This is a genomic window from Gordonia sp. p3-SID1431 (assembly GCF_025143765.1).
In the GTDB taxonomy this organism is placed as follows: domain Bacteria; phylum Actinomycetota; class Actinomycetes; order Mycobacteriales; family Mycobacteriaceae; genus Gordonia; species Gordonia hongkongensis.
In genome coordinates this window covers 88,340-107,913 of the sequence record NZ_JAMBDT010000003.1, presented here as the reverse complement: position 1 = coordinate 107,913, position 19,574 = coordinate 88,340, and the positions used below count along the sequence as shown (strand labels likewise).

The 19,574-nt window shown below is 69.0% G+C and carries 19 protein-coding genes; 13 read left to right on the top strand and 6 right to left on the bottom strand.

From position 1 onward, the window contains the following. Positions 1 to 1,351, bottom strand: a 1,351-nt coding sequence (locus M4D77_RS02045) for a DUF3068 domain-containing protein (RefSeq protein WP_065630252.1), incomplete at its 3' end; no start/stop codon positions are given. Positions 1,352 to 1,450: 99 nt separating this feature from the next. Continuing rightward, the gene (locus M4D77_RS02040) at positions 1,451 to 2,818 is read right to left on the bottom strand and encodes an AarF/ABC1/UbiB kinase family protein (protein WP_068971069.1); all 1,368 of its coding nucleotides are present in this window, start codon (positions 2,816 to 2,818) and stop codon (positions 1,451 to 1,453) included. Positions 2,819 to 3,073: 255 nt separating this feature from the next. Between M4D77_RS02040 and M4D77_RS02035 the strand changes: the two genes are divergently transcribed. The 5 genes from M4D77_RS02035 to M4D77_RS02020 all read left to right on the top strand — a co-directional run bounded on the left by M4D77_RS02035 (position 3,074) and on the right by M4D77_RS02020 (position 6,886). After that, positions 3,074 to 4,117, top strand: coding sequence for an NAD(P)-dependent alcohol dehydrogenase (locus tag M4D77_RS02035; protein ID WP_068971068.1), 1,044 nt, complete (start codon positions 3,074 to 3,076; stop codon positions 4,115 to 4,117). An 87-nt stretch (positions 4,118 to 4,204) separates the two neighbouring features. Further along, entirely contained in the window at positions 4,205 to 5,338 is a 1,134-nt protein-coding gene (locus M4D77_RS02030) for a hypothetical protein (protein ID WP_259935408.1), read from the top strand. 10 nt (positions 5,339 to 5,348) lie between these two features. Then, positions 5,349 to 5,450, top strand: a complete 102-nt coding sequence (locus tag M4D77_RS23780) for a DUF6766 family protein (RefSeq protein ID WP_311199286.1) — start codon at positions 5,349 to 5,351, stop codon at positions 5,448 to 5,450. A gap of 87 nt (positions 5,451 to 5,537) precedes the next feature. Continuing rightward, the gene (locus M4D77_RS02025) at positions 5,538 to 5,747 is read left to right on the top strand and encodes a hypothetical protein (protein WP_058253814.1); all 210 of its coding nucleotides are present in this window, start codon (positions 5,538 to 5,540) and stop codon (positions 5,745 to 5,747) included. Positions 5,748 to 5,779: 32 nt separating this feature from the next. After that, positions 5,780 to 6,886 (top strand): hypothetical protein, encoded by a 1,107-nt coding sequence (locus M4D77_RS02020; protein WP_068971066.1) that lies wholly within the window; start codon positions 5,780 to 5,782, stop codon positions 6,884 to 6,886. Positions 6,887 to 6,945: 59 nt separating this feature from the next. Here M4D77_RS02020 and M4D77_RS02015 read toward each other — a convergent pair whose 3' ends face one another. The 3 genes from M4D77_RS02015 to M4D77_RS02005 are packed head-to-tail and all read right to left on the bottom strand — an operon-like array spanning position 6,946 to position 9,642. Continuing rightward, positions 6,946 to 7,551 (bottom strand): flavodoxin family protein, encoded by a 606-nt coding sequence (locus M4D77_RS02015; RefSeq protein WP_058253793.1) that lies wholly within the window; start codon positions 7,549 to 7,551, stop codon positions 6,946 to 6,948. A 39-nt stretch (positions 7,552 to 7,590) separates the two neighbouring features. Beyond that, positions 7,591 to 8,025, bottom strand: coding sequence for an SRPBCC family protein (locus M4D77_RS02010; RefSeq protein WP_058253794.1), 435 nt, complete (start codon positions 8,023 to 8,025; stop codon positions 7,591 to 7,593). A 15-nt stretch (positions 8,026 to 8,040) separates the two neighbouring features. After that, on the bottom strand, positions 8,041 to 9,642 hold the full coding sequence (locus M4D77_RS02005) for an NAD(P)/FAD-dependent oxidoreductase (protein WP_068971065.1): 1,602 nt from the start codon (positions 9,640 to 9,642) through the stop codon (positions 8,041 to 8,043). A 298-nt stretch (positions 9,643 to 9,940) separates the two neighbouring features. Between M4D77_RS02005 and M4D77_RS02000 the strand changes: the two genes are divergently transcribed. Further along, positions 9,941 to 10,789 (top strand): SDR family oxidoreductase, encoded by an 849-nt coding sequence (locus M4D77_RS02000; RefSeq protein WP_259935412.1) that lies wholly within the window; start codon positions 9,941 to 9,943, stop codon positions 10,787 to 10,789. Positions 10,790 to 10,835: 46 nt separating this feature from the next. Here the strand turns inward: M4D77_RS02000 and M4D77_RS01995 are convergent, their stop codons facing one another. Further along, complete coding sequence (locus M4D77_RS01995; RefSeq protein WP_068971064.1) at positions 10,836 to 12,362, bottom strand: FAD-dependent oxidoreductase; 1,527 nt, start codon at positions 12,360 to 12,362, stop codon at positions 10,836 to 10,838. A 195-nt stretch (positions 12,363 to 12,557) separates the two neighbouring features. On the opposite strand from M4D77_RS01995, the gene nadB reads away from it, so the two are divergent. The 7 genes from nadB (at position 12,558) to M4D77_RS01960 (ending at position 19,500) form a co-directional block, all read left to right on the top strand. Further along, positions 12,558 to 14,207 (top strand): L-aspartate oxidase, encoded by a 1,650-nt coding sequence (gene nadB / locus M4D77_RS01990; RefSeq protein ID WP_259935407.1) that lies wholly within the window; start codon positions 12,558 to 12,560, stop codon positions 14,205 to 14,207. 54 nt (positions 14,208 to 14,261) lie between these two features. Continuing rightward, positions 14,262 to 15,299 (top strand): alpha/beta hydrolase, encoded by a 1,038-nt coding sequence (locus M4D77_RS01985; RefSeq protein WP_065630260.1) that lies wholly within the window; start codon positions 14,262 to 14,264, stop codon positions 15,297 to 15,299. Positions 15,300 to 15,478: 179 nt separating this feature from the next. After that, on the top strand, positions 15,479 to 16,309 hold the full coding sequence (locus tag M4D77_RS01980) for a hypothetical protein (protein ID WP_259935406.1): 831 nt from the start codon (positions 15,479 to 15,481) through the stop codon (positions 16,307 to 16,309). 166 nt (positions 16,310 to 16,475) lie between these two features. Further along, positions 16,476 to 16,769, top strand: a complete 294-nt coding sequence (locus M4D77_RS01975; RefSeq protein ID WP_004020389.1) for a metal-sensitive transcriptional regulator — start codon at positions 16,476 to 16,478, stop codon at positions 16,767 to 16,769. A gap of 51 nt (positions 16,770 to 16,820) precedes the next feature. Further along, positions 16,821 to 17,027, top strand: a complete 207-nt coding sequence (locus M4D77_RS01970; protein WP_259935405.1) for a heavy-metal-associated domain-containing protein — start codon at positions 16,821 to 16,823, stop codon at positions 17,025 to 17,027. Positions 17,028 to 17,029: 2 nt separating this feature from the next. Then, positions 17,030 to 17,215 carry a hypothetical protein gene (locus M4D77_RS01965; RefSeq protein WP_259935404.1) on the top strand — a complete coding sequence of 62 codons (186 nt, stop codon included), beginning with the start codon at positions 17,030 to 17,032 and terminating at the stop codon, positions 17,213 to 17,215. After that, the gene (locus M4D77_RS01960; protein ID WP_259935403.1) at positions 17,212 to 19,500 is read left to right on the top strand and encodes a cation-translocating P-type ATPase; all 2,289 of its coding nucleotides are present in this window, start codon (positions 17,212 to 17,214) and stop codon (positions 19,498 to 19,500) included. The genes M4D77_RS01965 and M4D77_RS01960 overlap by 4 nt, the downstream gene beginning before the upstream one ends. Positions 19,501 to 19,574: the final 74 nt, after the last annotated feature.

Here is a 19,574-nt window from a genome sequence, read left to right as displayed (position 1 = left end):
ATTCGGGCGGCGGCTGCTTGCGGAAGGTGCGCGTGGCCGAGTCGTCGGGCGGCGGCGTGTCACCGACCTTGGGGATCTGCTCGGTCGGCCGCTCCCACGGGTTGGCGCTCGCAGGTGCTGCGCCGGCCGGCGGTGCGTCGCGCTTGATCAGCGTGGTGTCGCGCTCGTCGGCGGGCGGTGTCGTCGGCGGCGGGGTGTCATCGACCCGGTTGTCGTCGCGGCGTCCGCGGAAGAGCAGCAGCGCGGCGGCGATCAGCAGGATCACCCCGACGATGCCGAGGATGATCGGCACCCAGAAGCCGCCGACCTTCAGCTGGTCGACGTAGCCGCTGGCCTTGCTCGCCTGGTTGGAGACGGTGTCGTCGGTCCACTTGAAGGTGCCCTTCAGGGCGTCCATCCGGAACTCGCGCACCGCTTCCGGGGTGGCGTCGCTCTGGTCGGGCGACTTGAAGTACTGGTGCTGGTCCTCACGACCGTCGACGATGGTCCCGGTCTCCGGCTCGACCCACACGTGGCGGGTCGCGGCGGCGTACCGGTGCATCGTGATCGGGTCGTTCGCCCGCACTCCGCGCCCGGTGATGCCCCACCAGCGGGCAGGCATCGTCAGCATCGTGCCCAGAGCTGCTTCACCCTGCGCGTTGGGGAGGTTGGAGAGATCGGTCTCCGGGACATCACACACGAAGTGATACGTGTTGATCCCGTCGATGGTCTCCTCGCCCTCGAACTTCGCCGCGCAGTCCTGGCGGGTGTTGAGGTCGTAGTACGGGTAGTCGCGCTGCTGCACGTCGAAACCGAACTTGTACTGGTATCCGGTGCGGTTGTCGATGGCGACCGACACGTCGTTGACGTTGCCGCCCTCGGGGACCGCCTCGAGCTGCAGCGAGCTGACCGCCCCGTTGGGTGCCGAGGTCTTGCGGTTCACCGACACGCGGTCGATGGTCGCGGTCAGCAGACCGTCCTCACAGGTGCGGGTCTCGCCCGCAGCCGCGAAGCTGGGTTCGGTCTCGGTTCCCTCGGCGTCGCGCAGGCGGTCGATGCGCACGGTCTGCGCCGACTGCAGGCTCGCCTGGCGGCTGTCCGACGGTTCGATGATGATCGAGCGTCGCTGCTGGGTGAGATGCGCCTCGAGAGTGCGGGCACGATCCTCGGACACCGAGCAACGGTCGAAGATCACCGCCGGGAAGCGCTCTCCGGTCGAACCGTCCGCCGCCACCGTGGTCGCGTCAGAGGTGATGTCCAGATCGAGCGGAACCACCTTCAACTGCGGCACGAGGTAGAGCGGTATGGCGATGGCCGCCGCGATACACGCAGCGCCGAAGAAGGCCAGCACTGCCGGCACAAAACGTCTCATGTATGACTCCTGGAATCAGCTGATCGCTCCCACCCTAACTGTCGCGTGTGCCACAGTTGGCCACAGTCGGTCCGACATGCCGGGATCCGCGGCGGGGAGTCAGCCCGGGGCGGCTCGACGATCGCGTTCGGCCTCCTTCAGGATGCCGGCCATGTATCCGTAGATCTCCTTGTCGGACATGGCCTTCCACCGCGGCGCCAGCAGCTTCGTGTACTTCTCGACGTACAGCAACTGCTTACCCACGAGGACGAGTTCACGCGGGAGCCGTGCGTCGTGGGCCTTGGCGACGGCGGCGAGTTGCCGCCCGAGGTCGGTGTATGACATCGAACCGAGGTCGGTGGTCGACAACGGAGTCGTCACCTTCTTGATGTCCTCCGCGCCCTGCGACGTCGAACCCGGCTTGTGGACGGCGCCGAGGAGGAAGATCGCCCGGCCGGCGGACTCGTAGTCCCCGCGGACCACGAGGTCGACGACGAGCTGGCGGAGTATGCGCCGGGTGCGCGGGGTGAAACGCCCGACGATGCCGAAATCGAGGAGGACCAGCTTGCCCGCGTCGTCGACGAGGACGTTCCCGGCGTGCAGGTCCCCATGGAACAACCCGCCGTGGAATGCCGAGTCCAGCAGGGACAGCAGGAGGTTGCGGCACAGCGCGACTCCGTCGTGGCCTGCGGCGCGTACGGCCGCGACGTCGTCGATGCGGATGGCGTTGATTCGTTCCATGGTCAGCACGCGCTGCGTCGTGAAGTCGTCGTAGACGTGCGGCACGCGGACTCGGTCGCCGTACGGGCCCGGCTGCAGGCAGGCGAACCACTCGCGCATGGTGTCGGCCTCGATGCGGAAGTCCAGTTCGGCGTCGAGGCCGGCCGCGAAGTCCTCGACCACGTGCCGCGCGCTGAGCATCCGCCCGTACTCGGAGATCTCGACGAGGCCGGCGAGGCGTTCGAGGATCGCGACGTCGGGCGCCAGGCGGTCGGCGATGCCCGGACGCTGGATCTTGACGACCACCTCCTCGCCGCCCTGCAGGGTCGCGGTGTGCACCTGGGCGATCGACGCGGACGCGATGGGCACCGGATCGAACGTGGCGAAGACTTCCTCGGGTGCCCGGCCCAGTTCGGCGATGAACTGTGCACGCATGAGCGCGGGGTCGGCGGGTTTCACGCGGTCCAGGAGCGATTCGAACTCGGTGGACATCGATTCGGAGAAAACGCCGGGACTCGAGGCGATGAGCTGGCCGAGCTTCACGTAGGTCGGACCCAGGTGTTCGAACGTGGTCCGGATCTCGTGCGCGACGCGGGCGGCGCCGGGTGGGCGACCCCGTAAAGCGTCGCCTGCCGTGTGGAGGACGAAGCGTCCGACGCCCGCAGCCGCGTGAGCGGTGGTCGTCCCGAATCGCGTGAGCTCGGCGATCGGGGACACCGGGTGCAACTGCGTGCGCTGACCGTCGTCGACTGAGCTGTTGATCGTCACCGTCGGTCATTGTAACGATGATCGGCGGCGAATCCAGTGCCATAGGGCGACGGCGGATCGCCTACGCGGCCCTGCGACGTGCTGTTATGGCGATGCGGCGGGGTCGGCGGGCACACTGGCCACATCGGACACATGCATCGGCCCGCATCTGTTCGTGTCATTGAGCAGGTCTCGCACGACGAGCATTCCCGCTCACGGAATCGTGCCCGAACCCCGATTTCGCCCCGACCCCCGCATCACACCGAGGAGTTCTGCATGCCCACCACGGTCAACGCCTACATCGCGCCGGCAGCCGATCGCCCGCTCGAACCGACCACCATCGAGCGGCGTGATCTCGGTCCGAACGACGTGTCGATCGACATCGCGTTCGCCGGGATCTGTCATTCCGACATCCACACGGCGCGCGACGAGTGGGGCGGGACGAGGTTCCCGGTGGTCCCCGGCCACGAGATCGCCGGGACGGTCGCGGCCGTCGGCGAGTCCGTCACCCGGTATGCCGTGGGTGACCGGGTCGGCGTGGGTTGTTTCGTCGACTCGTGCCGTGAGTGCGAACCGTGCCGCCTCGGCGAGGAGCAGTACTGCGAGCGAGGCAACGTGGGGACCTACAACGCCGTCGGACGCGACGGGTCGCCGACGCACGGCGGCTACAGCACCTCGATCGTCGTCGACGAGAACTACGTCCTCCGGATTCCGGACGGCATCGCACTCGACGAGGCCGCACCGTTGTTGTGTGCGGGCATCACCCTCTACTCACCGCTGCGGCACTGGGGCGCGGGACCCGGCAAGAAGGTCGCGATCGTCGGACTCGGCGGGCTCGGCCACGTCGGCGTGAAGATCGCGCACGCACTGGGTGCGGAGGTGACCGTGCTGTCCCAGTCGCTGAAGAAGATGGAGGACGGTCTGCGGCTCGGCGCCGACCACTATCACGCGACGAGCGACCCGCAGACCTTCCGGGAACTGCGGAACACCTTCGACCTCATACTGAACACGGTGTCGGCGAATCTTCCGATCGGCAAGTACCTGGGCATGCTCGCCCTCGACGGCACACTCGTGGAACTCGGTCTCCCCGAACATCCGATCGAGGTCCCGGCGGGCGCGCTGATCGGCAAGCGGCGCAGTTTCGCGGGTTCGATGATCGGCGGCATCGCGCAGACCCAGGAGATGCTGGACTTCTGCGCCGAGCACGGCATCGGCGCCGAGATCGAGGTGGTCTCCGCCGACCGGATCAACGAGGCCTACGACCGCGTCGTGGCGTCGGATGTGCGCTACCGCTTCGTGATCGACACCTCGACGCTGTAGGGCTGCGTCGTCATGTTTGCGGCCTGAATGCGGTGGGCACCCGTCGAGGGAGTCGACGTGCCCCGACGACAGGCAAGGAGGCCGCGCATGAATTCGACCCGATTCCGCGAGCTGGCAACTGCAACCGGTCCGTTCGCCACCATCTACATCGACGACTCGCACAACACCGAGGACGCCGCCCACACGATGGAACTCCGGTGGCGAGCCCTGCGGGAGGAACTCGAGTCGGCGGGGGCCGACGCGGCGGTGGTGGAGTCCATCGGCAATGCCCTGCTCGACGGGGCGCCGGCCGTCGGGCCCAGTGGCCGTGCGGTGATCGCCGGTCCCGACGGTGTCCTCCTCGACCAACACCTCATCCGACCACCGGTCACATCCGTGGCACGGTATTCGCCGGTGCCGTACCTGGTTCCGCTGGTCGAACACGGCACGAGCGCCCCGCGACATGTGATCGCCGCGGTCGATCACGCCGGCGCCGACATCGAGCTCTTCGAAGCCGGTGGATCCTCGTTGATGCGCGAAAGCGTTGAGGGAGAGGGCTATCCGATCCACCACGCCGCCGGTGCGGAATCGCCCGGGTATGGGGACCCGCAGCAGCGCAGCGACGAGCAGAACCGCAAGAACATTCGTCAGATCGCCGACCGGCTGACCGCGATCGTCGACTCGGACAACCCCGAGCTCGTGTTCGTGATCGGTGAGCTCTCGTCGATGTCGGATCTGCGTTCAACGGCTCCCGAGCGGCTCGCCGAGCGACTGGTCGACCTCCAACTCGGCGCCCGGGACAGCGGCATCGCCGACGACGACGTCCGCAAGGCGGTGACCACCGAACTCGAGCTGCGCCAGAATCGCACGATGGCCGACGCGGCGGAGAGTCTGCAGGCAGGACTCGGGCATCGCCCGGCCGTCGCGGTCGAAGGACTGACGGCCGTGTGCGGGGCGTTGCGTAACGGCGAGGTCGAGACGCTGATCATCGGCGACCTCGGCGATGCGACGGTCTTCGACGGCGGAGACGCCGCGGGGGGCCTCGCCACGATCGCGCCGACGGCGGAGAACCTCTCTGAGCTGGGCCTGGCCCCGGAACGTACGCTGCGTGCCGACGAGGCCCTGCCGGTGGCGGCGGTTCTCACCGGCGCCGATCTGGTCCGGATCGACGAGCGCGTTGCCCCGCGCGACGGGATCGGAGCGGTCCTTCGCTATGCGCCGAGGACGTCCGCCGACGACTGAGACGGGGTGAGTGCTGGTGGCGGCGATCGTCGTCTTGTCGGTCGTTCTGCGTCAACGCGGTTCGGCCGAGTCCGAGCCGGTGGCCGATCCACATCTGGCGACCGGGGCGTGATCGCGTTTACGTCTTGCCGTCACCGGGAAAACGGACATGCGACAGAGGCTCCATCGCGAGACACCGACCGAAGGATCGATGAATCTGATGTCTGAGGAATTGCCCATGGAACCAGCCGAAACCGGCACGCCCGAGGCGACGCCGGATGATGCTCGACGCAAGGTCGACGAACTCGAGGAGCGGACCGTCGACGAACCCGACACGGACGAGCAGGTGGACCCTTCCGCCGCCACCGCCCGCGACGACGAGGACAACCCGGACTCCCCTGCGGCGGGGGAGTCCGAGCCGCCGGACTGAGGCCCCGCCTGATCATGACGGCAGAGACGCACATGACCACCGAGAACGACGATCCGCGGCGCGCCGGAGCGCTGCGGATCGTCGCCGAACACGGTCTTCCGGCCGCCCTGATCGAGCGCGGTGAGGACCGCTTCGAGCAGATCGCCGACGAGCTGTCACTGGAGTACCGCGGACACACCGTCACGAGGGACACCACACTGCAGATGACGCCGCGCGGTGACTTGGAGACCGTCTGGGGCACGGATGACTCGGCCGACGAGGTGATCGTGTTCGTCACCGAGATGCCGCGGCTGTACAAGCCGCGGGACGCCGACGGCAACGATCGCAGCCCACGAAATCTCGTGGTGCTGGCCGAACTCGACCGCGAACGCAACGCCGCCGTCGTCTCGCTCCCAGCTCTCGGATCTGCTCCCCGGCGAGCGCTGCGGACCTTGATCTCGACCATCGCCGAGACGGTGACCGGTGCGGGGTCCATGCGCGAGTTCGAGGAGCAGCGCGGCATCGTCGTCATCGGCGACGGCGACACCGAATACGTGTGCGCCGAAGGCTATTCGCGTCGTCTGAAGTTGATGGCCGGGATGGTTCGGGGAAATCGACCGTGGCGGTTGATCCCAACCCTCACCGGCATGACCGCCGCAGCAGCGGCCGCGGCGTCGTTCGGCATCTTCTTCTCCACGATCTGGTCGATGGCGAATGCGTTGAGTGCGTGGCGTCTCGCCGCCATCACCCTGCTGTCGTTGGTGCTCGCCTCGCTATGGCTCATCGTCAACAATCGCCTGTGGGAACGGGTGACCGTCACCGCGAAACCGCGTGCGCGCCTCTACAACATGACGACGGTGTGCACCGTCGTGTTCAGTGCGGTGGTGCTGTACGCCGGGCTGTTCCTGGCGACACTGACGGCGGCGCTCATCGTCATCGAGGAGAACTTCCTCGCCTCGCAGCTCGGATATCCGGTGGGGCTGCGCAATTACGTGTACCTGGCGTGGTTGGCGACGTCGATGGGGATCTTCGCCGGCGCCCTCGGTTCCAGTGCCGACAGCTACGACGACGTCCTGCGGGCCACCTACGGATACCGGGAGCGACTGCGCCGCCAGGCTGCCGAGGACGCCGGTCATCTCGCGGACGACGAGAAGGCCTGAGTCGCAGGGCATCAGGCAACGATCTGCAGACGATCAAGGTCGTCCGGTAGATCCGCTGCTCACTCGTACGGCGGGAAGCTGTTCTGCGACAGCAGTCGAGCGAGGTGTGCCGCGTTTCGGGCGGCGGCATGGGTGGCGGAGTCGACGGGGTCGGGAACCGAGTCGAGGTCCTTGTAGTCGCGGCCGCCCATGGCTTCGTCGTTCCAGTAGGTGTTGCCCTGTCCGGGGATCGTGAACCCGATGTCGTTGAGCGCGCCGAAGACGTCGGCGATGATCTTGTGGGCGCCGTCCTCGTTGCCGACGACACCGCACATCGCCACCTTGCCCAACATGCCGGGGCGGCCGGCGTCGTCGGTCTCGGAGATCTCGGCATCGAGACGTTCGAGAACACGCTGGGTGACGCTGGACATGTGGCCAAGCCACGTCGGGGTCGCGATCACCAGGATGTCGGCGGCGGCAACCCGTTCGAAGAGCGCGGGCCACTCGTCACCGTCGCCCATGTCTCGTTCGACTCCCGGCCGGATGTCGAAATCCACCGCCCGGACGATGTCCCCGGTCACGCCCTGCTCGGCGAGTGCGTCCAGGATGTGTCGGGCGATGAGCTCGCTGCTCGATTCGGCAGGAGAGGGTTTGAGGGTGCAGTTGATGGCGAGTGCTGTGGTCATGCCACAAGGCGTACCCGCACCGACCCGGTTGCAACCCTGTCAGCCCGCGTGGTTCTCGGCGAGCATCGCCAGCCGTTTCAGGCATTCGTTGAGGCGCGGTGACATGACGGTTTCCTGGATGGTCGGCGGAATCCATCTCAGCGGCGGGGTCTCCACGAACTCCTCCATGCCGATGAGGGAACCGTCACCGTCCTTCTCGATCGTCATGCGGATTCGTGCGCGACCGAAAGGCCACCCGGCGGCCGACAATTCGAGAAGCCCGGCCTTCGACTCCACGGATTCTGTCTCGTCGTTGAGCAGGGCCGGCCACACCCCCGCCGAGTGATAGATCTTCGATCCGGGTTGCGGCCACGTGTGGTCGACGTTGCGGATCCGCGAGGCCCCGACGACCCACGAGGCGTACAGCCAGCCGTTGGACAGCACCGACCAGACCTGCGCCGGTGTGGCACTCGTATGACGTTCGACTCGGTTCATGCTCCGCTGCTCCGTTCAGTGGTTGTTGTCGGTCTTGGTCAGTCGTCGGATGACGTTGCGGTCGAACACTCTTCGCGGGAATCCGCGGAACCCGTCCGAGGCGAGGGCAGCGCGCGCGGCATTGTTGCCACAGGCGCCGTGGACGCCGCCACCGGGGTGCGCTCCCGACCCCGCCAGGTAGAGGCGATCCACCGGCGTCGACGCACCGCCGAGGTTCGGCGTCGGACGGAAGATCAACTGCTGGAACAGTTGTGCCGTGCCACCGTTGACTGTTCCGTGGACCAGATTGGCGTCGGCGGCCTGCAGGTCGTGTGGGGTCTGGACGTGCCGTCCCACGATGAGGTCGGAGACACCGGGAGCGTGGGCTTCGAGCACGGCGTCCATCCTGCGGGCCAGCAACTGGGCCGCCTCGTCGTCGGTCACCCCGCGCGGGAGATGGCTGTAGGACCAAGCGCTTTCGGTGCCCGCGGGGGACCGGCCCGGGTCCGCGGTGGTCATCTGTCCGAAGAGCAGGAACGGATGCTCCGGGACACGGCCGGTTTCGATGTCGGCGGTCCCGTAGGCGATGTTGCGTGCGTCGGCGCCGAGGTGGATGGTGCCGGCTCCGCTGAGATTGTTACTCCGCCATGGGATCTTCTCACGCAGGGCGTAGTTCACCTTGACCACCGGGGTGTCCCAGGTGAAGGTCCGCAGGTCGTCGAGGACGCGCGCGGGCACGTCGTCGGCCGACAGCAGCTCGGTGTAGAGCGTGGGCGCTGCCACGTCGGCGAGCACGGCGCGCTTCGCCGGCCATCGGCGGCCGGTGCTGTCCACCACCCCGGTGGCCCGCCCGCCCTGGACGTCGATCCGTGTGACGCGGGTGTCGCAGAGGACGGTCACCCCGGCGCTCTCGGCGCGGCGTCGAAGGGCCGCGGGCAGCGCGCTCGCCCCGCCCACGGGTACGGGATAACCGGTGTCCTGGCCGAGCATGGTCAGCAGGTACCCCATCAACCCGCTGCCGGGTGCGCTGAGCGGGATGTCGGCGTGCAGGGAGTTGCCGATGATGAGCAGACCGGATTTCTCGCTGTGGAACAGTTCACGCACCATCTGATCGGCCGGCAGGATCAGGAACCGGGCCAGGCGCAGGGCGTCGGCCGTGCCGAGCGAGCGGAGGAGCGACAACAGCGCGCGGACCGGGGGGAACGGACCGAACAGGGTGTCGAGAATCGCGGGCCGGAGTTGCTGCCACTGCTCGACCAGGTCGAGCCAGGCGCGCCGGTCACGCTCGTCGAAGGTGGCCAGGTGCGCGGCGGTGTCCGCGGCATCGGGGAAGACGACGGGCGCGTTGACGTCGTCGGGCCCGGCGGGGTGGCCGAAGGCCAGCGGTGCGCGGCTCCACTCCAGACCGTGATCGGCGAGGTCGAGGTCGGCGAAGACCGGCGACGCCACCGCGAGTGGATAGAAGGCGCTGAACAGGTCGGTGACGTATCCGGGGGTGATCTCGGCGCTCCGGACCGCGCCGCCGACCTCGGGCTGCGCTTCGAGGAGCGTGACATCCCAGCCCGCATCGGCGAGCCGGATCGCGGCGATGAGCCCGTTGTGGCCGGCCCCGACGACCACTGCATCCGACACACTCAACGGTCGACTCCCCTCGTCCGTATCGATCTCACCCGGCCGGTGTGCTCCGAGCCGGTACGCCGCGCTGTCCGGTGCGCGGGTTACCCGCGGCCCCCGACCGTAAACGCCGACGAAGAGGCGCAGCCGTGCCCGGCGATTCTGAGGGATGTGTAGCGCCGTGGCAAGCGGGTAGTCCGCACGGGTGACGAACTGGTCTGAACTCCGGTCGCTGCGCCTGGACCTGGCGTTTCCGCCCGCGCGGCTGTGGCATCCGCAGGTCTCCGATGACCGGCTTCGTCGGCGCTGCGCCGGGCGGCCGGTGGTGATCACCGGTGCCGGGGCGGGCATGGGCCGGGCACTCGCGCGGCGATTCGATCGTGCGGGTGTCGAGGTGTTCCTGAGCGATATCGACCTTCCGGCCGCGCAGGAGACGGTGCGGTTGTGCGACGCCGGTGCCCGGGTGCATCTCGACGAGGTCGATGTGTCCGACGCCGATGCGATGACCGCGTATGCCGACGCCGTCGTCGGCCGGTCCGGCCCGCCGGCCATGGTGTTCAACAATGCCGGGATCACGATGGTGGCGGGCGTTCTCGAGGAGGACGACGATTACGCGCGGCGGATCATGGCCGTGAACCTCGGCGGCGTCGTGAACGGCACCGTGGCGTTCCTCCCTCATCTACAGGCGGCCGGCGGCGGGTCGATCGTGAACACCTCCAGCGCCTTCGGATTCCTCGGTTGCCCCACGCAGTCGGCGTACTCCGCCTCGAAGTTCGCCGCGCGCGGCTACTCCGAGACCATCCAGCTACAGCTTCGTGCCGAAGGGTCCGACGTCCGCGTGCACAGTGTTCATCCCGGCGTCGTGCACACCGAGATCGCCGCCCGCGCGCTGTACGTGACGCCCGGGGTTCGGGAGTTCGTGACGCGGGGGTTCAACCGCCGCCTGCCCGGTACGCGGCCCGATGCCGCGGCAGCGGCGATCCTGCACGGGGTCCTCGACGGCCGGGACCGCATACCGGTCGGCCTCGACGCGCGAGCACTCGACGTCGGTGTCCGCGTCCTGGCCGGAGCAGTGCAGCGCCCGATCGCGACGCTGACCGGTCCGGTGTTCCGACGCATGCTGGGCGAGGCCGCGCTTGCCGGTTCGGCGCCGGCCGTCGTCCGGACCTGACAAGGCAAACCGTCGTCGGGCCCGACGACGGTCCGCTGTGTCCCGCTCAGTCGTTGTGCGAGGCCAGGTTCCGGGTGGCCGGACCTTCGAGGACCTCGCCGGTGTGGCTGAATCGCGAACCGTGCAGCGGGCAGTCCCAGGACTGCTCGGCGTCGTTCCACCGCAGCACGCCGTAGAGGTGCGTGCACAGTGGCGCGACGGACCGCGTCTGGCCCTGCACGGTGCACACGCCCTCGGGCTTCACGCCGGACCGCCCGACGCTGCCGTCGCCTTCCTTCGGTGCGCCGTCGGTCGGCTTCAGCAGCGACAGGTAGCCGGCGGCCATGTATCCCGCGACCTGCGCGTTGGCCGACACCGCCGAGGCCAGTGAACCGGGGCGGCTGATCTCGGTCGTGCGCCACGGGCGCAGGGTCGTCGACCACTGTGGTTCGGATCCGAGGATGCGACCCGTCATCGCAAGCGCCGCGGCGACACCGTTGGTCAGGCCCCATTTGGCGAAGCCGGTCGCCACCTGCACCGAGTCGACGCCGGGCAGAATCGGTCCGACATAGGGCAATTCGTCGATCGTCGTGTAGTCCTGGGCCGACCAGCGCGCGACCATCTGTGCCGAGGGGAAGTGCTTCTGGGTCCAGCTGATCAGGTCGAGGACATGCTGTCGCTCGGACTTCGTCCGGCCCACCTCGTGTCCGAAGCCACCGACCATGAGCAGTTCGTGGTCGTAACCGGGCCGGGAGACCGTCCGCAGTGAGACCGACGGGTTGTCGGAGCCGAGGTACATCTCGCCGGGGATGTCCCCGTCGACGGTGAACGCCGCGGCGTAGGACCGCTGCGGATGGACCCGGGCGAAGTAGCCGCCGCGGTCGAGGAAGGGCTGTCCGGTGGCGATGACCACCGAGTCGGCACGGACGTCACCGGCGTCGGTCGAGAGGACGTTCGGTGAGCCGTGGCGGAGGCCCTGCACACGGACGCCCTCGTAGAAGTGGCCGCCGTGTGCGCGCAGGTCGTCGGTCAGGGCACGGAGCACGACCATCGGGTCGATCTGGGCCTGACCGTCGAGGCGAATGGCAGTGCGGACGTCGAAGGGCAGCTCGGGGCAGTCGACGTGTTCGACGGGCAGGTCATGAGCGCGGCAGGCTTCGAACTCCTTCTCCACCGACTTCGCGCCGGACGCGGTGGCGGCGAAGGTGAGGGCCGCACGTTCGTCGACCTGCAGGCCGCGGTGTTCGAGATAGTGGCGCAACCAGGCCTGTCCCTCGCGGTTGGCCTCGACGTAGTCCTGTACGGCCGAGTGGCCGTGGCGGCTCGCGATCGACGACAGTCGAGTGCCCTGGAGCAGCGAGAGCTTGCCGGTGGTGTGGCCGGTCGCCGCGGCGCCCATGTGCCGGGCTTCGAGGACCGCGACCGACTGGCCCGCGCGGGCCAGCAGCAGGCCGGTCGTCAGACCGGTGATGCCACCTCCGACGATGACCTGGTCGAATCTGTCGACGACGTCGATGGGCATCGTCTCCGGGCGGACATCGGGCAGGTACTCGGGGGCTGCCTCACCTGCGGGGTCGAACCAGAGGGTTTTCATGCTGACCGGGTTTGCCCTTGCCGGAGGCGCTCAAACATCGGGGCCGGAGACGATCAAACATCGGAGCCGGCGGGCCGCCGAGCATTTCGGGTGGCGCAATCGCAGGGTAGGGTTTTCGACTGGGAATCGAAAACACATCCGGGGTGTTGCCCGGAGGGCCGGCGGCACCCTGAGCCGCGGCGAGAGGCGGTTGACATGAGCGGGTTCACTCGCGGACTGACCGGGACCGCGGAGACGGTCCGCGCCGACCTCGTGGTGGTGGGTGCCGGAATCGCCGGACTGACGGCGGCGCTGTGGGCCGCCCACGAGGGGCTCCAGGTCGTCGTGCTCAACAAGGGGCCGGGCTGGGACGTGACGAATGCGGAGCAACCCACGTCCACGTTTTACGCGCAGGGTGGTGTCGCGGTCGTGATGCCCGGCGCGGAGACGGGAAGCTCGGACAACGCCGATTCCGTTGACCGCCACCTCGCCGACACGGTCGCCGCCGGTGGCGGTCTCACCGATGCCGCGGCGTCGGGCCTCATCCTCGCCGACGGCTGGGACTCGGTGTCGGCCCTCATCGACTGGGGTGCCGAATTCGACCGGGACGCCGACGGTCTGCTCCTGCGCACCCGTGAGGGCGGCCACACCCGCCGGCGCATCATCCACGCCGGCGGCGACGCGACCGGGGCCGCGATCCAGCGCGCGCTGCACGAGGCCGTCCGGCAGACCGCCGGCTGGGACGTGCCGCCGATCCGGTTCCTCGACGACACGATTGCCACCGCGATCCACCTCGACGACGGCCGGGCGGTCGGTGTCGCGTGCCTGCGCGACGGGCGTTTCACGTCGGTCCTCGCCCCGACCGTGCTCCTCGCGACCGGCGGGGCGGGGCACCTGTACGCTGCCACCACGAATCCGGCGGGCGCCACCTGCGACGGCATCGCGCTGGCACTGCGCGCCGGGGCGCAGGTGGCCGATCTCGAGTTCATCCAGTTCCACCCGACGATGCTCTACACCGCGGGCGCGCGGGGTCGGCGGACCCTCATCAGCGAGGCGGTGCGCGGTGAGGGCGGACGGCTCGTCGACGTCGACGGCCGGTCGGTCACCGCGGGCGTCCACCCGATGGGCGATCTCGCTCCCCGCGACGTGGTGGCCGACGCGGTGCAGACCGCGATCGAGCTCACCGGGCACCCGTGCGTGTATCTCGACATCGCCGACGTCGGCGACTTCGAGACACGCTTCCCGACGGTGACCGCAGGTGTCCGCGCGGCCGGCCTCGACCCCGCGTCCGGACGGATCCCGGTCGTCCCCGGCGCGCACTATCTGTGCGGCGGGGTCGTGACCGACGAGTCGTCCCGCACCGCGGTCGACGGGTTGCTCGCGGCCGGCGAAGTCGCGCGGACCGGGCTGCACGGCGCCAATCGGCTGGCATCGAACAGCCTGCTGGAAGGCCTGGTGATGGGCCGTCGCGCGGCCGCCGTGGCAGTCGCGCGTCGCGAGATCCAGGTCCCCGAACGCGCCGAACTGAAGGCCGAGCAGCCGGTCCCCGTCCTGGACCGCGAACAGCTCCAGAACATGATGACGCGTCATGTCGCGCTACGACGGTCGGCTGCCGGTCTCGCCGAAGTCGCCGCGACGCTCGCCGCCGCGCCGCGTCGGACGGCCGACTCGGTACGCGACATCGAGGACGCGGCACTCACGCTCACCGCGTCCGCGGTCGTCGCCGCCGCTGCCGCGCGTACCGAATCCCGCGGAGCGCATGTCCGCACGGATTACCCGTTGACCGCCGACGTGGCGGAGTCGCGGGTGTTCCGGATCGTCGACGGCGAATTGCGGGAGGCCCGTCCCGTGAGCCTGCCCGGCTGAGCGGACCGGTCAAGTCGACGCCTCCGGGGTGCTGTCGGAGATAGATTGACCCCGATGACCCAGATCTCCGCAGACGGTTCGGGGCCCGAGGGCGGCCCCGATCACGACGACCCGGATTCCCGCGCCCCTGTTCCCGGGGGCCCGGAACGAATCACCCTCGAGCTCGGACACATCACCCTGCATGCGCTCGCGTGGGGTCCCGCGGCCGGTCCGGTGGTCGTGTGCCTGCACGGATTTCCCGACTCGGCATGGACGTGGCGGCACCTCGGGCCCGAACTCGCCGGCGCCGGGTACCGCGTGGTCGCCCCGTTCACACGCGGTTACGCACCGTCGGAGATACCGGAGGACAACGACTTTCACGTTGCGGCGCTGGCCTACGATGCGCTGGCGGTTCATCGCGCGGTCGGAGCCGGCCCCGACGCCGTCCTGATCGGGCACGACTGGGGCGCGATGACGGCGAACGCGGTGGCGCACCGCGACGACAATCCGTACGCGCGGGTGATCTCGATGTCGGTCCCGCCGGTTCCGGCGGTCCGGCGCTCGATCGGCGGTGGGGTCGACGGCGTCAAGACGCTCGCGCGTCAGGCGGTGATGAGCTGGTACATCGCGTTCAATCAGCTGCCGTGGTTGCCCGAACGGACTCTCGACCGCCTCATCCCGCTCCTGTGGCGCCGCTGGCTGCTCGATTCGGCGGCGACTCCTGTCCGGCCCGACCACCGACTGGACGTCGACCACGCGCTCGCGGCGCTGCCCACACGTGCCCATCGGACAGCTGCGCTCGGGTACTACCGCGCACTCCGCAGGCTGCGGACCCATCCTCGGTACGCCGCGTTGCGGAACGACTGGCTGGGCGAACCACGTTCTCCCACATTGTATTTGCATGGTGCAGACGACGGGTGCATGCAGTCGCGTCTTGCGGACACGGTCCGCGAGGTGTTGCCGGCGGGCAGTGCGGCCGCGGTCGTCGCCGGGGCGGGCCATTTCCTGCACCTCGACCAGCCGGACGAGGTGAACGCGAGGATCCTCGCGTTCCTCGGTTCGGACGCGCGGGGCCAAGAGGGTGGCACCGGACCGGCCCGCTTCGTACACTGACCCGCGGGATCTTCACCACACCGTGGCCACCGGGGGAGGGCCACCGCAGAAGCGCATGCCGGGGGGGCTTGCCACCGGGCGGCAGGAAGCCGACGGGTACGAGAAGACGACCGTGCGCTCCACACGGGTGTGGTCGCGCGAAGATCTCGCGGCGATGCAAGGCATGAAGGGGAGTCCGTATGAACGGCGAAGGCTGTTGGTCGACGGTGGTGTGCCGGCCGACCGAACGCGCGGCGCTGGGGCTGTCGGGTGACTCCGATTGGTTGCTGCAATGCCGTCTGGCGATCGGCCATCGGGGTAATCACGCCACCGACGCGAGCACCCACCCGCGGCACGACCGCCGGCTGTGGCTCGAGTGGAACGACTTCGACGACCGCGCGCAGTCGCTCATCGAACGCAATCCGTGCCCGGTCCCGTCCCCGGAGGGCGCCGGATGCGTGTTCTTCGCCGGGCACGGCGGCCCGCACTTCTATGCGCGCAGCAACGGCCACGCACCGTCGGTGATGACCGGCGCGAGCGCTTCCAACCCGCAGACCGTCGCGCCTGATCACGCCGTCGACCCGCTGCGTCAGCCGCCGCAGATGGGTTCGTCACGGATGGGTTCGCACCGCCTGCCCGACTCGCACCCGGCTGCCCTGCCGACGCAACCCCCGGCGGCCGAGCCCGAACCGAACGAGTACCGCGGCGGACGCCGGTCGACCAATGCCGAGCCGCTGGCCGCCGAGGACTACCACGGCCGACGCCACCGGACCGACGGCTACGCCGTCGCCTACTCGCCGGCGCCGGACCCCGGCAGATCGTTCGGCGGACAGGCAGGCAGCGGCCCGGCCGGCCCGTCGGTCCGTGTCCCGGGTTCGGAGACGACGGGCATCGCGCCGGGGAACGTCCCGGCCGTGCCCGACGACCCCACCGCTCCGGGATTCGACGCGGCGCGTGTTGCCGCCATCGGGGACGCGCTCGACGAGGTCGCTGCCGCCCTGGCGAAATTGGCCGCAGCACTCCGCTCGTAGGGGCATCCGAAATACCACGAAACCGCTGGTTCTCAGGGAGCAGTAGTTGGGCTCGCTCCGAGCGCAACGGGTTCTTTCCACATACGGTAGGGGGGTACCGTTTCGGGGTCGACGGTGGTATACCTGGTCGGGCATACCCTTGAGGGGTATCCGGACGGGAGAGATCATGGACGAGCACCAGCACGGCTACATCGGCCGGAAGGACGACTATCTGCGCCGCCTGAAGCGCATCGAAGGTCAGGCGCGAGGTCTGCAGCGGATGGTGGAGGAAGACACCTACTGCATCGACATCCTGACGCAGGTGTCGGCGATGACCAAGGCGTTGCAAGCGGTCAGCCTCGGTCTCCTCGAAGAGCACATGGCCCATTGCGTCGTGCATGCCGCGCAGGAGAGCGACGAGGCCGGCAAGGCCAAGGTCGACGAGGCCATGGCCGCGATCACCCGCCTGGTCAAGTCCTGACCGTCCTTCCTGATCCAACCCGTTGACTTCGACGATCCGAGGAGTTCCCGCATGAGCACCACCAGCACCTACACCGTCACCGGCATGACCTGCGGCCATTGTGCCGCGTCCGTTCGTGAAGAGATCGAGGCGCTGCCGGGCGTGACCAGCGTCGAGGTCACCGTCGACGACGGCTCGGTGCGGGTCGCGGCCGACCGTGAACTCGGTCGAGACGAGGTCGCGGCCGCCGTCACCGAAGCCGGCTACGCGCTGGCCTGACCATGAGATCCGTTATCACCGGGCCCCTGGCCTACGTCGTCGCGCTGATCGCGGTCTTCGTGATCGCGTTCGGCGTCGGGCGTGCGTGGGGCCCCGACGTGGAGCCGGTGACTCACGACGCACCGTCGCACGGCGTCGTCGTCACCGGCGAACCGACATCCGACACGCATGAAGGTGGTCACCCATGACCGCGAGCACCGGACAACTGGTCGACCTCGACATCTCCGGCATGACCTGCGCGTCCTGCGCCAATCGCATCGAGCGCAAGCTCAACAAGATCGACGGCGTGACCGCGTCGGTGAACTACGCGACCGAACGCGCCCACGTCGAGGTACCTGCGGGTCTGGCAGCCGGCGACCTCGTCGAGGTGGTCCGCGCGGCCGGCTACGACGCATCGCCGATCCTGACCGATTCGTCGGCGGACGCTCCGGAACACCCGGGAGCGGGGTCCGGCGATCCCGAATTGGACGGTCTCCGGCAGCGCCTGATCGTCTCCGCGATCCTCTCGGTGCCGGTGATCGCGCTCGCGATGATCCCGGCGCTGCAGTTCACGTACTGGCAGTGGTTGTCCCTGACGCTCGCCGCGCCGGTGGTCGTGTGGGGCGCTTACCCGTTCCACCGCGCAGCGTGGATCAACCTGCGCCACGGCGCCACGACGATGGACACCCTCGTGTCCGTCGGCACCCTCGCGGCGTTCGGATGGTCGCTGTACGCGCTGTTCCTCGGCACCGCGGGCACGCCCGGGCTCACCCACGGATTCGACCTTCTGCCCCAGCGGACCGACGGATCGTCGCACATCTACCTCGAGGCCGCGGCCGGCGTCACGACCTTCCTGCTGGCCGGCCGCTATTTCGAGAAGCGCGCCAAGCGGCGGGCCGGTGACGCACTCGCCGCGCTGATGGACCTCGGGGCCAAGGACGTCGTCGTCCGACGGTCCGACGGTGCCGAGTCCCGAATCCCCATCGCGCAGCTGGCGGTCGGCGACGAGTTCGTGGTCCGGCCCGGTGAGAAGATCGCCACCGACGGAGTCGTCGTCGACGGTGCGTCGGCGGTCGACGCGTCGATGGTCTCCGGTGAGTCGGTGCCGGTCGAGGTCACCTCCGGCGACTCGGTGGTCGGCGCGACCGTCAACACCAGCGGTCTGCTCGTCGTGCGTGCGACCGCGGTCGGTTCCGACACCGCGCTCGCCCAGATGGCCCGCATGGTGACGGCGGCGCAAGAGGGCAAGGCCGACGTCCAGCGGCTGGCCGACCGGATCTCGTCGGTATTCGTCCCGATCGTGATCGCGATCTCGCTTGCGACCCTGGGCTTCTGGCTCGGCGTGGCGTCCACGACCGACTTCGCCGGTGGCGATGTGACCTTCGCGTTCACCGCCGCCGTCGCGGTCCTCATCATCGCGTGCCCGTGCGCGCTCGGACTCGCCACTCCGACGGCCCTGATGGTCGGTACCGGGCGAGGGGCACAGCTGGGCATCCTGCTGAAGGGCCCGGAAGTGTTGGAATCGACACGACGCGTCGACACGATCGTGCTGGACAAGACCGGCACAGTGACGACGGGTGAGATGTCGCTGTCCGGGATCACCGTGGCCGACGGTTATGCGAGCGAACAGGTCCTGGGCTGGGCGGCATCGGTGGAGTCGGGATCGGAACACCCGATCGCGGCGGCCATCGTCGACGCGGGACGCGACCACATCGACTCCCGCGTCCGTGATTTCGTGTCCACGCAGGGCGCCGGTGTCGCCGGGATCGTCGGCGACCGGTTCGTGACAGTGGTGTCGCCGAACACGATCGACGCGCCCCTGCCACCGCCGCTCGACGATGCGGTGGTCGTCGCGGAATCCGACGGCGCAACCGCGGTCGTCGTCCTGATCGCCGAGGATTCCTCCGAAGAGCCTGCCCGACAACCTGTTCCCGTCGCGGTTCTCGTGGTGGCGGACCAGGTCAAACCCTCGTCGGCCGCGGCGATCTCCGAGTTCCGGCGACTGGGTCTGACTCCGATGCTGCTGACCGGCGACAACGAGGGCGCCGCCCGGGCCGTGGCCTCGAGTGTCGGGATCGACGACGTCACCGCCGGGGTCAGTCCGAAGCGGAAGCTCGAGGTGATCGCCGAACTGCAGGAGCAGGGCCACGTGGTGGCGATGGTCGGGGACGGGATCAACGACGCCGCGGCGCTCGCCCAGGCCGACCTCGGCCTCGCGATGGGTACCGGCACCGACGTCGCGATGGCCGCCAGCGATCTGACGATCGTGAGCGGTGACCTGCGCGCGGTGGCCGATGCCATTGCTCTGGCGCGTCGAACCCTCGGCACCATCAAGGGAAACCTGTTCTGGGCCTTCGGGTACAACGTCGCGGCCATTCCTCTCGCCGCCGCCGGGATGCTGAATCCCATGATCGCCGGCGCGGCCATGGCGCTCTCGTCGGTGTTCGTCGTCGGCAACAGCCTGCGACTCCGCGGGTTCACGCCGCGGCGCTGATAGGAAACCGCCCTCGCCGGCTACGCCGACGACTCTTCGTCGTCTATGGTTCGCCGGCGGGCGGTTTTCGATCG

What these genes read in the sequence shown, in the direction of transcription:
- M4D77_RS02035 (WP_068971068.1), top strand. Translation starts at nt 3,074, where the DNA reads ATGCCCACCACGGTCAACGCCTACATCGCGCCGGCAGCCGATCGCCCG.
- M4D77_RS02030 (WP_259935408.1), top strand. Translation starts at nt 4,205, where the DNA reads ATGAATTCGACCCGATTCCGCGAGCTGGCAACTGCAACCGGTCCGTTC.
- M4D77_RS02025 (WP_058253814.1), top strand. Translation starts at nt 5,538, where the DNA reads ATGTCTGAGGAATTGCCCATGGAACCAGCCGAAACCGGCACGCCCGAG.
- M4D77_RS02020 (WP_068971066.1), top strand. Translation starts at nt 5,780, where the DNA reads ATGACCACCGAGAACGACGATCCGCGGCGCGCCGGAGCGCTGCGGATC.
- M4D77_RS02015 (WP_058253793.1), bottom strand. Translation starts at nt 7,551, where the DNA reads ATGACCACAGCACTCGCCATCAACTGCACCCTCAAACCCTCTCCTGCC.
- M4D77_RS02010 (WP_058253794.1), bottom strand. Translation starts at nt 8,025, where the DNA reads ATGAACCGAGTCGAACGTCATACGAGTGCCACACCGGCGCAGGTCTGG.
- M4D77_RS01995 (WP_068971064.1), bottom strand. Translation starts at nt 12,362, where the DNA reads ATGAAAACCCTCTGGTTCGACCCCGCAGGTGAGGCAGCCCCCGAGTAC.
- nadB (WP_259935407.1), top strand. Translation starts at nt 12,558, where the DNA reads ATGAGCGGGTTCACTCGCGGACTGACCGGGACCGCGGAGACGGTCCGC.
- M4D77_RS01985 (WP_065630260.1), top strand. Translation starts at nt 14,262, where the DNA reads ATGACCCAGATCTCCGCAGACGGTTCGGGGCCCGAGGGCGGCCCCGAT.
- M4D77_RS01980 (WP_259935406.1), top strand. Translation starts at nt 15,479, where the DNA reads ATGAACGGCGAAGGCTGTTGGTCGACGGTGGTGTGCCGGCCGACCGAA.
- M4D77_RS01975 (WP_004020389.1), top strand. Translation starts at nt 16,476, where the DNA reads ATGGACGAGCACCAGCACGGCTACATCGGCCGGAAGGACGACTATCTG.
- M4D77_RS01970 (WP_259935405.1), top strand. Translation starts at nt 16,821, where the DNA reads ATGAGCACCACCAGCACCTACACCGTCACCGGCATGACCTGCGGCCAT.
- M4D77_RS01965 (WP_259935404.1), top strand. Translation starts at nt 17,030, where the DNA reads ATGAGATCCGTTATCACCGGGCCCCTGGCCTACGTCGTCGCGCTGATC.
- M4D77_RS01960 (WP_259935403.1), top strand. Translation starts at nt 17,212, where the DNA reads ATGACCGCGAGCACCGGACAACTGGTCGACCTCGACATCTCCGGCATG.